Raw genomic sequence first — 14,386 nt, 5'->3', positions numbered from 1 at the left:
GGGGCGTATCGCGGACGAGAATAGGGTAATTCTGAGCTGTCTCTGCAAATTCTGAGACTGCCCAAGGTGGCATGTACCTCTGGCTACGTTGGGCGCAGATGTCCCTTATAGGATTATGCCGAAAACGAATACACTCAAGGTGGCCCAAGCAGAGGACGAGCAAGGTCAGATTCTTGCTCCAGGAATTTGGCATCAGGCATGGGTACCCCAATTTCCCTGGCAGATGTGATCTCTACGGGATGCGTTGCTCATACGGGATGATGCATGGCTCTGGGCCGAGGCGTACTGGACGTCGGTTACAAAAGATTACTACAGGAAAAGGAAAATGCTTGATTTGTGGCTGCTGGTTTCCACCATCCTGTGCCCTGCGCTGGCCGTGTACTGGCTGGTCATACGCTACTGTGGGGACGGTCACGATTTTCGTCAAAAGGCGCTCTCGGTTTTCGAGCTTCACACCGAACGTGGCCTGATCGAACAGGGATTACTGTGGTTGGCCATCGGTATCCCGCTGAGTCTTGGGCTTGCATTTGGCGGGTGGGCTTGGTCAAGCTATGAGGTAAGTCTCACTGCTGCAGGCTACAAAACGTTCGTTGAGATAAGCCTTCTTCCACTTGCCATCATGTCTATCTCGTTACCGCTGGCTGGGCTGGTTTCACGCATTCATTCGACGCAGCAGGCGGCCAATCAGATAATCCTCAGTAGAACCAAAAACAACCTCGACGCCTATTACGCGCATCGCAAAGCCTTGTTTGAATATTTCAAGGAGTTCGACGATCTCGTCTACTTCGAGCAATACCCATTCCCGTACAAAGCTCACCCCGTCCTTCACAAACGTTTCTTCGATGGTTCCCCAGAAGGAGGCACGCCCGTCTTAAACGAGGAAACATTCAAATCTGTAGAGCGTTTCATCACTGGCGCGACTAAATCGTTGCGCAACGTGCTGGCAGGAACTTGTGCAGACCCCCTGAGTTTTTACCTAAGTGCAGGGAAGGACATCTATTTCGCTGCCGAAACCCTGCACATCAGCACCATTTACCGTGAAATGAGGGAGCTCGGTGTGTATGTTCGCTACGCGGGAGGAGGAGGTGCTCCGACTTTCGGTACTAGCACATTAGCGACTTTAGCAGCGCTAAGGTTCTGCAAAAATTTCTACGACAACCTCTGCGATTTTTCCGGCAGACAGAGAATGGTGCTTGCACCCGAACTGGAGGACGTGTTCCAGAAAACTGAATATTGGCTCGACAAGGGCGAATTCATTGAGGCGTTGCACGAAGGCCCGATTGCTGAGTTGGTAACATGCGGGAGAGCCAGCCTGGGAGATAGGCATCACTTACGTCAGTCAGACACGGCAAGTTAGGACAATAGGAAAAGAAAATGAGCGTTCACCGCACGCAAACGACCCTCGTCGACGATCACTGGACAGACAGTTATGCGAAAGTCGCAGAGAAAGCGGCGCTCACCCGGGAAATATTTGCTGCCAGGGGCATCAAAATCAGATCGGGCAGTGCTCTCCATCAACTGCTGAAACAGGCCGACAAGCTGAATCAAGCGTGGATAGCGCAACGCGAGCCGCATATTCAGGTTATCATTGATACTCTGCATGTTAATCGCCTGGTAGATGCGATCAGCCAACTTTCTGACCAGCCGGGCATCGAGCAGTCCCTTAAGCGGATCGCGAGTAGCGCTATGCAGCCTAATGACCGTGGGCGTTCACAGGGAAAAGACGCCTTATGGGAACTGGTGCTGCAGGCCCAACTGATGTCGAACGGTGCGAAAGTCAGGGCGCAGGAGCCCGATTTGTTGGTGGAGCTAGGCACGACCGATTACCCCATCGCTTGCAAAAAAATCTGGTCTCCCGCAAATTTGGAAAAACAGATCCAGAAAGGATGTGCACAGCTTGCGCCCTTCCATCACGCGGGTGTTATCGCCCTGAATCTTGACGACTTGACACCGCCAGGCCAAGTCGTCGCTCAACCGACCAAAAGTCTGGCCATAGAGTTCTTAAACAGATTCACCATGACTTTCATCGGGAAATATTTACGATTGCTGGAGCAGGCAGTCGTCTTGGGGCGCTGTGATGGATTTATCGTCTCCACTGCAGCGGCTGCGATCCTGTCACAAGAGGATACATCGCCTTACTTGGCCACCCACTACACGCTATGGCATACAACGGACAAGGCTCCAGAGGCACGTGATCGCTTTATGGCATTCGCTGTGTCATTGAATACCACTTCTTGCAGGAATTAGAGGCTAAAAACTAGTAGCTGGAAATAAACGAAGATCGGAGTTACACGGATTAGCCGGTCGGTTGATGTCAGCCCGGGCGTACAAGTCACTCTAGGAGGATGATGAGGTCTTCCGTTCGCAAGCGCCGAGAAGGAACACGACTTTCAGTTGCAGACCCTTCGATAATTACCAGGTGACAATCCGAATCTGGCTGGTGTTCCTACCCCTTACGTGTGCCCGTCTTGACCTCGACGGAACGACCGCTCGGCTGTGACGCTGCTGCGCCGGGCTAACCATCACACAAGGATTCATCATACCTGTTGGGCTGTAGTGCTAATTCATAAAGCAGTCGGAGGCCAGAAAATAAGGATAAGAACAATCACGCATATAAGAGCAAATTTAAAAGCACGCATAAGCCCTCCCCCGCAGGTGTCACAGGACACCGATAGCCAAGTGAAAGCAGTCATTCTTGTGCAGAGCTTAACCGCAAAACTCAAGAGCGCAAGCCCTTCAGCTGTCATTGGCGCAAGTTGGGCGCGGCTTCTAAAGTGTCGCAAAGGAAAGTTTGCAAGGTACAGTGATACGACACCGTGCGAAAACCCAGCCTCATCCAAGCTCAAAGCGAATAATTATCTATTTAAATCATAAGCTTATGGTTGATCGGCGTGCATCAATAGTGTCAATTTATTTAAATTGTTATCGTCAATTTATATTAATTGATTTTTATACGCTCATCCGACAAACGGTCTGGCGACCGTTAATGAACTAGCTCGATATTGCTCAATGCTGAATAAAAAATCCAGCTCTAGCGGTGAAGATTTTCTCCAAAATTAAGGCGATGAAATCCGTGCTTAGAACAAAATATCAAACCAAGGCATGCCAAATGTAACGTATAAAAGCGCCACATCCTGCGCCCCATACCATTAAAAGCGGCGTTAAGAGAGATGCACTATTCGCCCGCCCGAGAACTTTTTGCCCCCTACAACCGCCGCCCGAGACTCGTGAAGCAGTCACTGAGGCCCCGGATACTCTTTCGTCTAATAGACTTGGCCGGCCTCGAAAGATCCGTAAGAATGCCATTTGACCATTGGCCACCTCATGGAGCATTCATGTGCCAGGGATGTGAAAAGGGAGCGGTGAAAGCCAGTTACTCTGTACGCCCGGTAGGCCCTAGTACAGACTGGCGCAACCACCAGGTGTTGAAAGGCGCCTGCAACGCCCTCCTCGCACCCGGTTATTCTGTAGATACTTGGAACTCGCATACCCTGGCTGCGCGACCAGATAGATCATCATGATGACCGGACAGCTTTTTCCAGGGCCATGACCAGTTCATCCAGAGCATCGCGTAAACGACGATTTTCCCTAACGTCCTCCAATTCGGGCTTAAAGTCCCGCGCATGCCTGAGGAGTGCTTCAAAATCGTTCATATTGAGGTCGAGTTCCACGAGCACGCGTTACGCTCCTTAAGGTCTTGTGATTGTGCGCTGGGCGGCAAGATCCAGCCTGTAAAAGTAGTACTACCCCCGTTAGTGCAGTTTCGGGGACGAAATGCCCATTGCCCTCAGCTAATAGTCAGAGCTAGCCTGAGATAGGCTTTCAGCCTTCCTGCGCAAGCGCCCAACCTCCTTATCCGGGAGGTCAGCCGCCATTGCTTTGTAACGTCCGAAGGCATCCACGGTCTGCTGGGCTAACGCTTGGCTGTCCACATAGACTTTCACAAGATCTCGGTTCACTGCGTTACTCCATGATTGGCCTTTGGGTTGCGAGCAAGGGTGACCGAGCGTTCAAGGATGGGTCAACACTGCAATGGACGAGCACTGGCCGGTAGCTGGATGGGAAGACAGCCTGGACATTGTTGGCTCGCGCGCACGTGTACGCCAGATCGTCGACCGCCCCTTGCCTGGTGCTCAGCGCCTGCCACATCATCCTCGCGTCTGCCAGGGACAGGGCCCCCGAACGGCTCAGCCTAACCACCAGCACGATCGGCAGCGTCGTCAAGTCCAGTGTGCCTCGTGCTACATTCCAGTGGTGAGCGATGTATCGAGCTTCGACCGCAGGGCCGTATTTCGAAATCATTTCTCTGATTTCGGAGCTGTACCCTACGTACGACGCATTGTAAAACGCGCCCCATCGACCGATTGGCACGGCGTTTTTCACTAGTACGTAAGACTCCAAGATGATCATGGAGAATAACGTGTGGAGCGTAGCATGAGTGACGCGCTAATTTTCAATGAGGAATGATTGTAATTCCTGCGCCTCCTCCTTCTTCTTCTTAGCGCTTTCCATCCGTTCAGCATGTCCGTCAAGATGAGGCAGCCCTCTTCCGGCCTTGTCTCCCGACAGCCCTGCTTTCGAGTCGAGAGCCCAGGCCACTTGATGCCGGAAGCCATTGTGGCGGCGATTTTTTAGCTGCTTGGCGCCAAGAAACTAAGCGACTAGTCCACACCTGATAAACCTCCCAACACCACAAACTGAAGCCGCACTGAATTTTCTCAAAGCCTTAGGCGAGACGGAGGTCGAGAGCGTGCTGTGGATAGTGATTCGTCAATGCCGTCCAAGAAAGACGACATCATGGGAGAAGGCACAGCATGCAACATTGCAAACCTTTCTCGCAGCAACAGCTTCTCCTCTGCACTTTTCCCCTGCATTACGAGATGTGCCAGTTGCTGCGGCGTGCGTGGAAACGTCCTCCGCACGCAATAGTCGTACCTCGCTAAATAGTCGATCTCTCCCGAAGATATCAAACCGCACAACCAACCAATCACCAGCAGAGCTCCCATCCGTTGATATGGATCACTGTCACTCAGACCGAATACAATACGTTCATCGAGATCCAGATTACCGTTAAACCTCGGCTTCTTCCTCCGATTGAACCCCGCGGCAGCTATTCCTGCTGGTGCAAACGACGTCCTTTTCGAAAGCAGCAATCCATAAAGATCTTCTATTCCTTTGCGGAACGATAGCGCTGAACCTATCGATTTAATCCATCGCTGCATACGTATGGTGATCCCCGCAAGCCGTCGATCAAACAGAGTATCATCGGGCCTAGGATGATCTGTTGAATGGCGGTAAGCAGTCCACATTCGCTGATCGGGAGTAAACGCTCCAGGAGAGGACGCTAATGGCTGCCTGTGTTCTACACAATAGGCTGTTGTAGTGGAACACCAAGCTTGACGCCATATGGGAAATCTGGCGGTAGCCATGCTCTCGGTCAAGCACGCTGAGCAATATGAATGTCTGAAATGGATGTGAAGTAAACTCGATTCGCGAGATGCAAACCGTTGCTGCAGCAACGATAAATCAGTACCATAAACCGAGTGTAAAATCTGAAAAAGTTCAGAGCCACGATCAAACTCGATATCTTCAAAGGTTGGAGGAGGCCATGCCTCAAAAAAACCTGGCACCACACAGTCGAATCTAGTAAGGCCGCGCTCAATTGCCTCTCGAAAAAGATGAGGCTTTTTGAGTTTGCCCCGAACAAGCCCCCGCATCACCCAAGAAAGCAATGTCTCATCTAAAACGAAGCGAGGCGCCAACCCAGTTGACAGTTCGTCGAACACGTTAAAATCTCCATAAATTATTCAAGCTTTCAGCTGGCAATTCTGAGCAATCTTTATAGCGCGGATGCCGAGCGAGAGTCTGTAAAATACTAATGACAGCTCCCGTCGCACCTTGAGTTTTCCGAAATAGCGCATTGACAAAACTTTCTCCCGACAACTGTAAATTCTTCAGGCCCAGAACAGAGCCTATCCGAGCAACAAATGCGCAATACTCAGGACAAAGACTCCAGCTCTCGATCGCAGTGTAGGGCACCTCCGAGTCAAAAAGCGCCTTTAAATCCTCACTTAAACAGTCGGACTCACCAATTAGCAGCACCTGAATTTCAGGAAAATGTAGAATTAACCACTCCATCAATCTTAACGATTCCCTGCGCTGCTTTAACTCACCCCCAAAATGGATGCGAGCGTCGTCAAATATAACCCGGAATTCTCGGCACCCTATTATGCCGCGAAGGGAGAGCTCGATATTTTTTAGAGATGTGCAGTGGGTATCTAGCGGCATACCTATAGCTGCCGCGAATGCGAAACGAACGTCACTATATACCCTGGTGAAGTTTCCTGGCACGTAGGTTGAGCAGACCAGCTTTCGACTGGAGTTCGTTGTAATCCGCTTAGCAAGCGTAGACTTTCCTGTAAGTGGCTGTCCGCCAAGGATAGCCACTCGGGTAGTGTGAAATTTCTGTGTGATGCACTGCTCGGCAGCCCTTTGTCTTGGACACATAAAATATCTCATGGTGTAATGCTGGACTTGGGCACACGCGTATTCCATCTTGACCTTTTGGCAGCCTGCAAGCTCTCAAGCGTAATTTTTTCGTCACCCCAAGTTATCCCAAGGCAAGCCGCCGCTTTAAGCAAAGAGCATATATTCCCAATCACACCGTAAGTATTCTGATAAATAGCTTCAGCAATCGGCTTAGAAGACAGGTGCGATCTTTTAGCAAGCGGAGCGATCTCTTCCCAGGTATCCAGGAAATTCAAATACTCTGCATCTACCCTCGCCCATGGCGTGAGCTCATAATGTTCGAAGCGGCGGACATACTGACTATCAAGTGCAAGAGCATTCAGAGCATCGTCAATACCGAAAACGAAAAAACTGAGGTGGGCAGGAGGGCCGCACAACCCTCGAAGCACTGAAAGGAAAGTGTCTTGCTCCCCTTTTGAGAGGCCCTTGATGGAATCATGGAACTCATCCATAAAAACGGCACGAATATCATTAGCTATACAGTATTCAGCGATGACACTTATAGGAACACCTGACTTGCCGAGCTCTAGACCCAAAGCAGATAATAGCTTGGCTAGGGGCTTTGTTTTCTGAGTATCCTTGACGAAGCTAACATGCCTGATTTTATGTCGCCAAGACTCCCCCAGCCCTCTGACGGCATTGCAAATTGTAGTTTTACCGTGATTAGAGTCAGCGGTCACCAATAAGCAAGGTGCCTCCATGCTCCCGCGAACCACATCAAGCATATTACTAACCATATTTGAGACGTTAAGCAGGTGCTCGGTATCAATCTTGATATCCTGTCGAATAATCTTGAATCGTTCCTCATTCGGTAAAGCCAATGCATAGCGTCGACTATCATGTAGGTGTTCACCATCCATAATTAATCCTCCCAGTTCAATTTTTTACGGGCTTGGTCAGTGTTAAGTGCTTTGGTTTCACCTTCAATGTAGTCTCCCGTACTTCCGTAAGTGATAAGTGCCATGGTCTCAGCGGTAGTCACCTTCTTGGCAATATTCTGTCGCATGCGCTTCGTAATACGCTTAGCTTCATCGATGAGCTCGTAATTATCTAGACGTACCTGGTGGAGATCTGGATCAACCAGCGTTCCGGGGCGTCGATCACGCTTGCGCACAAATGCCCAGTACTCGCTGTAAGAAATAGGAGTTCGGGTAAGATCAGAATGGGTAATCTCATGATATCGACCGTCTTGGCGAAACCAGATCTTAGAAAGGTTCAAGGGGTTGTATTTGAATGTAAGCTGCTGACCCACGTGCCTGCGCAAAATGGAAGAGGAATAAAAAGTCCTGTTAAACTCAACTCCTTTGGGTTGTACCGTTCGCTTCACGCTAGGGAAAAAATCAAGGGCGAATGTTCTGAAATTACCTGGCATTGGCTGTACATAGTCAGGGCCCTTTTTAGCCATCTCGGCATCCCACACTTCAAAGGGCGCCAACCTGTCTATACCTTCATGAGAACGACCGTGATAAATGGCCACCTCGCCGGTAAACCACTCGCAGAATTCAGAAAATGTCATGGCTGAATGCTTGGCGGAATCGTAATCCCCTTTCTTCAGTACATTAGAATAGGTAGTACCTGGTAATAGGTGCACCGTCCCCATTAACGTCCCGATCAGTCGCTCGACGTGTCCTCCATAGTGTTTCTTGCCAACCGGCCTCAGTAGTAGCTCGATTTGATAGTACTGCAGCGTGGCTTCAAATTCAGGGCGGGTGAATTCGGCTGCGTTATCCATACCGGCGGCGCCAGGCACGCCCCAAAACCTATGCCGTGTGTTCTGGCCACCGCCGAGAGTGATTGGGAGATCTTGTTTTGGAAAACAGGCAGAGAGCATCGCCATCGCAACACTAAGGGAGCTTGGGGGGTGAAGCGCAAGGTAGTATCCGAGTATCACCCGACTTTTCAGATCAATAACAACTGTTAGCCAAGGGCGCATGAGTGGCTGACGCTGTCCATCGCAGATGATCACATCCACTCGGGTGTGGTCAATCTGAACCATTGTGAGAATGGTCTCGACGTCGATCATGCCTGGCTTCAAATCGAACCTCTGTAGCATCGGCTCCCTGCCATGCATAAGGGAGTAGACAGCTTTTTGCCCGAAAGACTCGAGTCTTCGTTTTAGGGCATTCATACTAGGTGTTTTAATACTCATCGTATGGCAAAGGGAATCGATATACTCCCAGAGAGACGCGAAGGACTCTAGCCTCTTGTTTTTATCTTTGAGGCGCTTAGTAATCGCCTTCTCTATGACCTGTTCTTGAAGGGTTGATAATAGCCTGGAGTTCTTTTTTCGCCCTCTGACACTTCTAACGAGAGATACGGCACCCAGATCCGCATCAAACCTTTTTAAAAGACGTCGAACTGTCGTCTCTGACGTATCGAGCCTTTGAATCAGCGTTGCTCGGTTGATTTTCTTACTTAGATATTCACTGATCTCCTTAGCTCGCTTGGAGGCAATGGCCAACTCCTGAGGATTGGTATCAGTCTGAGACAACCATATCAGTCGACGGTCATTGTACAGGTCGAGCTTCTGATCATCAGTCTCAACCAGAGTCACCTGCGTGAAAACCACCTGAAAGGTATACTCGCTTTCTAGGCTTTTAAGGGTGAGATTTCCATCCGCTGCGCAGGCGATGACCCTATAAACCTTTTCTTCATAGCTGACCAAATTTCCTTGGACAATCGGCTGAAGCATGATACCTCTGCACTTGATAGTAGACCTATGAAGCGCAGTAGCTTAGCTGGAGCAATACGGGTTTCGTCAACGGCCATATAATTGACGCTATGTAGATTCGAATAATACTTATATTGCAGTTATGCAAAAGGTTGGCCAGGTGGCTTGAGAGGCCGAGCCGCGCGGCTTAGCTATTTTTTTATTTAATTTACCATAATGCGTTACACCTTAATCAATTAATTACTAAATACTATTTAATCAAACTTATCTCAAGATGCCGTATACATCTGATGAAAAAATCTCACTTTGCCGAAGTTATCGACTCAAAAAAATTAACTGCTTTATGGGATTCACAAGAAATCTGCCAAGAAATTGGCGCACACCAATTTCCGTCAGCGGAATTTACTATCCTATGGCGTAGTTACATTAATATTGAGTTGCGGCAAAAAAACCGGGCAACCCGTTACGCCTTGGCTTCTGAGGATCATTGTCCAAACTATTTAAGCGCTAGGTTTAGTTATGCGCCATGTTTCACTAGGGATGTGCCCAATGATTCAACGTGCTAGCCATAGGGCGGCAATTCGCCACGCCGCGTCGGGAGAGAGTCAAGTGAATAGCTTGTGATCACTTCCGATCTCTATACGGCGTCGGCGGCTTCCTTCGCGAATGCCTATTTCATGCTTTTTAGAACGATCGTTCCGAGCCTTGATAAGTGACCGTATCCACCATGCCGCACATACTGCGACTTTTAAAAAAAGCACTTTAAAATCAAGTGGTTCCCGGATGACTTGTTAGGGGAAGACGGCTGCAGCCACGTACACACGGGCTGAATCGGTAGTCATTTAAAAATGGTTGAAAGCGAAATCATGGCCTGACGTTCCGCCACTTTTAGAAGTTGAAATCGCTGGAGCCAGCGGAATTTCTGGGCTTGAGCGTTTTGCCATTTTCAAAGGAGGGCCACACTAGTAGCAACACCCGCCGTACCTGTTAACGGCTATGTCATGCCCCGTTTAGCCTAAGCGGCTTTCTCGGCCAGATGCTACTCGTACTGCTCCCGATCAAGGTCGCTGTCGGTGATGCTGTCAACGACCTCAAACGGAGTCTCTTCATCGAAAGACCAACTGTCGAAACGACGAATGATGTTGAACCTGGCCTTCATGTGGAACGCGGAGCCGTGAGACATCCTGTCGAGATCCTGTTTGCCTCCGTATACGAGAGAACCCTCCAGGACCAGCTTTCCTAGAGCCTGAATCGTAATTAGCGCTGGTGGTTTTCAAGGAGGTCACTCGAAAGTCGGACGCATTCATGTCGGTCCGGGCTTCTGAGGTAGCGTCCTCCAACAAATCGTCAAGCTCAGACGGCAGATCATCTTCCCGAATGGCGTCCTTGAGGTCGTTGACGCCAAAGGCGGCACGACCAAGCCGAGGATCGTCAGGATTACGCGTGGCTACAGTGGTAAGGTCATGAAAATTGTAGAATTTCGCTCTCTGACTGAATAGCTCTTGAGCTGAGGACAGCGAAATTCCTTCCGATTTGGAAAGAGCTTTGGCCTGCTGCTTGATAAGACTGAGGATAGCGTAGGACATGGCACTTCTCCTTCTGACGACGCGCTGAAGGGGAAAACTGCTTGCGCATCTTCCCGGTGCATCCAAGGAAAAATGCGATAGATAAAGGATGTGGGTTGGAGCAATGCGTAGGCCCAGCGACGCGACCTCGGCATGGACTACCCTGCCCCTTTTATATGCCTGCAATGAATAACTATGCTAAATATTCATTTAGTTTAGTTATATCTGGCTGCGGCAAATGATCCCGACGCTGCCCCTCAAACACAGCTATAGCCACCCCTTCGCTCTCCGAGAGCAAATCACGCAAAGGCGGGACCTAGCGGGCCTTACCCTCCACTTCCGCCATCAGAACAACATCGCGGGCGGGCCCAGGCGCATCGTTCAGGCTACCACTGGCTGGTGAGCGTTACCGGTACGCGCAGCGGCGCAATGGGGCCGTCACGTTGCCCGCACATCTCATCATGCACCACCTGCTGTACCAGCATGCAGGGCACGGGTGGCAGGTCGGCCAACAGCTGCCGCAGCTCGGTAGTGGAGCGCACGCGAACGGGCTGCCCATGGGCATCGCTCAATGTCACGGGGCCGGCGTCGGTCAAGGCGCGCAGGAGGTAGAAGCCACCCTCCAGCGACAGCAGTTCAAGTTCCTTTGCTTCGCCGGTCGAGACCAGCTGGGTAAGCGCGATCAGGTTCATGGTGTGCCCTCTGGCAGGCGGCGGAAGAACAGGGTGATCTGGGCGATCTCAACGCCCAGCTTGCTCATGCTCGAACGGTTGATCAGCTCGTCCAGGTCTACCTGCCAGTGCCGCCCATCAACTGGCAGGTCCAGCTAGTAACGCCTAGGAAACCAGCAACAGCACTTTGTGCATGTTCCTCAGTCGTTGCCAGCCAGCCCAAGCAGGCGCTGGCGCAGTTGTGTATCCCGGGCTCCGGGGTCGAGCCAGATGGCAAAGAACGCCCTGGCAAAGACCGGGTCGGCGATATCGCGGCTGAATTTACCGTCGACGTAAAAGCGGCAGCCCTGCCCCGGCAGGTACAAGCCAGTAATGCGCATGCCGGGGCGCACATCCACGAATGCCTCTTCAATCCCATGGGTCCACGCCGTGCGTTGTTGCGGCGTTAAGCTGCCACCGTTGAGGCGGCGCATTTCCTCGAGGCTGGCCTGTACCAAGGTGTCCCTGGACAACGAACGGTGGTAGAGGAGCTCAAGGGCGAATGGCTGGCTCCAGTCATGAACTGGCCCTGCTGTCCATAATTGGGCTGTGTAAAGACGCAGGCCAAACCAGGTGAACTCACCACTCCCCAGCCGTTGCGCCCCAGGCAGCTCCGCTCGCCAGCCCGCAACCGCCGAAAAGGCAGCCAGTAGCAGACAAAGGCAAGCCCAACAAGCACGGTGCGCCATACTGACCTCAAGTACGCGTAAATACTGTACAACAATAGCATCTTGTACAGATATCGTACTCCAAATGCATAGATTTTAATGCACAGCGCAAGACCTCGGTCACGCCACTAGCGATATGATCAGGTCCGCAATATTAAGAGGTACGAATGCCACGGTCAGCAGCGCATAGGCCTTGCGCGAGCTGGCTGCAAACACACACAGTGGGATCATGATCATGACCACGTCAAAGGCGCCCCAAAGCGCCATGGGCGAAACGCCGAACAACAGAATGTTGACGATGAACCCAAGCAGGTAATAGCCCGACAGGAACAGCAGCGCGTAGCGGCCATCCTGCTCGAAGTACACACGAAGCCCTTCGCGCTCGTCCTCGCTGCGGCTAGGCAACATCAGCGCCGAGGAAACGAACAGCGCAAGTGCCAGCAGCACCAACAGCAAAAACTCCTGGAACGAGAAGGTCGCCCTGACTTGCGGCAGCGAATTGACCGCCCACCAGAAATCCATCTGGGTGGTGAAGAGCATGACCGCCCAGACCAGAGCCACCCAGTCTGGAGCAGCGGTGCGACGGATACGGAAGACGGTCAGCGCCCCCAGAAGCAGGCGCGTGACAGAAAGGCCCAATACCATAGACAGGACGGTAGCAACGATAGGGAAATTGCTCATGGTGCCTCCTGCTGACCAAGACTCTGGACAGCGTAGGCGGCGAACAGCAAACTTTGCACAAATGAGTACGGGTTCTGGGGGCTTGTCGCAGGTTTTTCAGTGCCTGTGAAACCGAGCGCCGCGCGGGCGGCGCTGGGGCTACGCGCCAAAGCAACCCTCAAGGCTGGCTGTTCCCCACCAAAAGCTGCAGCGTCACTTACCCAAGGAGCCTGTCTTGTCAGAACGCACTCACTGCGGCGTGAAGCCCAGCGACTCTGCCTGGTCGGTGTTTCTGGTGTTCTTGCGCCTGGGGCTGACGTCTTTCGGTGGCCCCATTGCGCACCTGGGTTACTTTCGTGAAGCATTTGTAGCGCGCCGCCAATGGCTCAGTGAACGCAGTTATGCCGAGCTGGTCGCCCTGTGCCAACTGCTTCCCGGCCCCGCCAGCAGCCAGGTGGGCATCGCGCTGGGCCTTTCACGGGCGGGGTTCCCGGGCGCTGTCGCTGCGTGGGCTGGGTTCACATTGCCATCGGCCCTCCTGCTGACGCTGTGTGCTCAGGGCCTGGGGGCATGGGGAGGTGGCGCCCCAAGTGGCCTGTTGCACGGCCTGAAAATCGTCGCAGTCGCCGTGGTGGCCCAGGCCGTATGGGGCATGGCACGTAGCCTCTGCACCGATTTCGCGCGGGTAACCATCGCCCTGTTCGCTGCCTGCACCGCGCTGCTGTGGCCCAACGCAGTCGGGCAGATAGCCGTGATCACAGGCTCGGCCATCACAGGCTTGATCCTGCTCAAGCCTCCGGGCTCCCCGGCAGGGGAAGAGCTGCCGTTTTCACTCAGCCGAAAGGCCGGGCTGGCTGCGCTGGTAATGTTCTTCGCCTTGTTGGTCGGCTTGCCGCTATTGACCCGCATCTGGCCCTCGCAAGCACTGGCAATGATCAACGCCTTTTATAGCGCAGGCTCGCTGGTATTCGGCGGTGGGCATGTCGTTCTACCGTTGCTGGAGTCGGCCACAGTGGCCAATGGCTGGGTCGCGAATGACACCTTTCTCGCAGGTTATGGCCTGGCGCAGGCCATACCGGGCCCATTGTTCACGTTTGCAGCCTTCCTGGGTGCATCCATGAGCTTGCAGCCGTCCGGCTGGGTGGGCGCGACCGTTGGCATTCTCGCCATTTTTACCCCCTCCTTCCTATTGGTGGTTGGTGCAGTTCCCTTCTGGGAAACACTGCGGCGCAGCGCCCGCAGCCAGTCAGCGCTTGCCGGTGTAAACGCCGGCGTGGTCGGGCTTCTGCTGGCAGCCTTGTACCAACCGGTGTGGACGAGCGCCATAGCCAAGCCAGCAGACTTGGCATGGGCGCTGATCGCCTTGATGGCCCTGATGTTCTGGAAGTGGCCTGCATGGTTGGTTGTCCTTGGCTGCGGCGTATTCGGTTGGCTGCTGAGCAGCACCTTTTAGGCTCTGTACGAAAAGTTTTGTGGGAGCGGCGGTGCGGCGATCCGACTTGTCCCGCGATGGAGTGCGAAGCGCTCCTGTACCCGATATCAAATGGTGTCAAAGAAGCCGCGAACTCAGGCTTTGCTGCCGCG

At 52.4% G+C, this 14,386-nt stretch carries 11 protein-coding genes and 1 pseudogene; 3 read left to right on the top strand and 9 right to left on the bottom strand.

Features of this window, described 5'->3' with window-relative positions; all coding sequences use genetic code 11:
- The first annotated feature begins 325 nt into the window (after nucleotides 1-325).
- Nucleotides 326-1,357 carry a hypothetical protein gene (locus CKW22_RS18390; protein ID WP_095064586.1) on the top strand — a complete coding sequence of 344 codons (1,032 nt, stop codon included), beginning with the start codon at nucleotides 326-328 and terminating at the stop codon, nucleotides 1,355-1,357.
- Between the two features lie 17 nt (nucleotides 1,358-1,374).
- Nucleotides 1,375-2,247, top strand: coding sequence for a hypothetical protein (locus CKW22_RS18385; protein WP_095064585.1), 873 nt, complete (start codon nucleotides 1,375-1,377; stop codon nucleotides 2,245-2,247).
- Between the two features lie 1,268 nt (nucleotides 2,248-3,515).
- On the opposite strand, the gene CKW22_RS27605 is transcribed toward CKW22_RS18385, so the two are convergent.
- The 9 genes and pseudogenes from CKW22_RS27605 to CKW22_RS18350 all read right to left on the bottom strand — a co-directional run bounded on the left by CKW22_RS27605 (nucleotide 3,516) and on the right by CKW22_RS18350 (nucleotide 12,823).
- On the bottom strand, nucleotides 3,516-3,677 hold the full coding sequence (locus CKW22_RS27605; RefSeq protein ID WP_177447956.1) for a hypothetical protein: 162 nt from the start codon (nucleotides 3,675-3,677) through the stop codon (nucleotides 3,516-3,518).
- A gap of 1,041 nt (nucleotides 3,678-4,718) precedes the next feature.
- Nucleotides 4,719-5,786, bottom strand: coding sequence for a TniQ family protein (locus tag CKW22_RS27325; protein ID WP_143500751.1), 1,068 nt, complete (start codon nucleotides 5,784-5,786; stop codon nucleotides 4,719-4,721).
- Between the two features lie 729 nt (nucleotides 5,787-6,515).
- Nucleotides 6,516-7,388, bottom strand: coding sequence for a TniB family NTP-binding protein (locus CKW22_RS18375; protein ID WP_095064583.1), 873 nt, complete (start codon nucleotides 7,386-7,388; stop codon nucleotides 6,516-6,518).
- A 2-nt stretch (nucleotides 7,389-7,390) separates the two neighbouring features.
- Nucleotides 7,391-9,220 (bottom strand): Mu transposase C-terminal domain-containing protein, encoded by a 1,830-nt coding sequence (locus CKW22_RS18370; protein ID WP_095064582.1) that lies wholly within the window; start codon nucleotides 9,218-9,220, stop codon nucleotides 7,391-7,393.
- Between the two features lie 1,085 nt (nucleotides 9,221-10,305).
- Nucleotides 10,306-10,785 (bottom strand): hypothetical protein, encoded by a 480-nt coding sequence (locus CKW22_RS27320; protein WP_143500749.1) that lies wholly within the window; start codon nucleotides 10,783-10,785, stop codon nucleotides 10,306-10,308.
- 365 nt (nucleotides 10,786-11,150) lie between these two features.
- A complete protein-coding gene (locus tag CKW22_RS18365) occupies nucleotides 11,151-11,456 on the bottom strand; it encodes a DUF6482 family protein (RefSeq protein ID WP_016486281.1) in 306 nt (101 codons plus the stop codon).
- A pseudogene (locus CKW22_RS18360) lies at nucleotides 11,453-11,590 on the bottom strand (DUF3833 family protein); the annotation flags it as partial. The gene CKW22_RS18365 and the pseudogene CKW22_RS18360, both read right to left, overlap by 4 nt.
- A 45-nt stretch (nucleotides 11,591-11,635) precedes the next feature.
- Nucleotides 11,636-12,163, bottom strand: a complete 528-nt coding sequence (locus CKW22_RS18355) for a chalcone isomerase family protein (protein ID WP_095064581.1) — start codon at nucleotides 12,161-12,163, stop codon at nucleotides 11,636-11,638.
- A 99-nt stretch (nucleotides 12,164-12,262) separates the two neighbouring features.
- A complete protein-coding gene (locus CKW22_RS18350; protein ID WP_033697871.1) occupies nucleotides 12,263-12,823 on the bottom strand; it encodes a hypothetical protein in 561 nt (186 codons plus the stop codon).
- A gap of 214 nt (nucleotides 12,824-13,037) precedes the next feature.
- Between CKW22_RS18350 and chrA the strand changes: the two genes are divergently transcribed.
- Nucleotides 13,038-14,255: a chromate efflux transporter gene (gene chrA / locus CKW22_RS18345; protein ID WP_050506058.1), complete on the top strand. Its 1,218-nt coding sequence runs from the start codon at nucleotides 13,038-13,040 to the stop codon at nucleotides 14,253-14,255.
- Nucleotides 14,256-14,386 lie beyond the last annotated feature (131 nt).

This window comes from Pseudomonas sp. Irchel s3f19 (assembly GCF_900187555.1).
Lineage (GTDB): Bacteria > Pseudomonadota > Gammaproteobacteria > Pseudomonadales > Pseudomonadaceae > Aquipseudomonas > Aquipseudomonas capeferrum.
The sequence above is the reverse complement of the archived record's forward strand: the minus strand, read 5'-3'. Positions and strand labels throughout refer to the sequence as shown.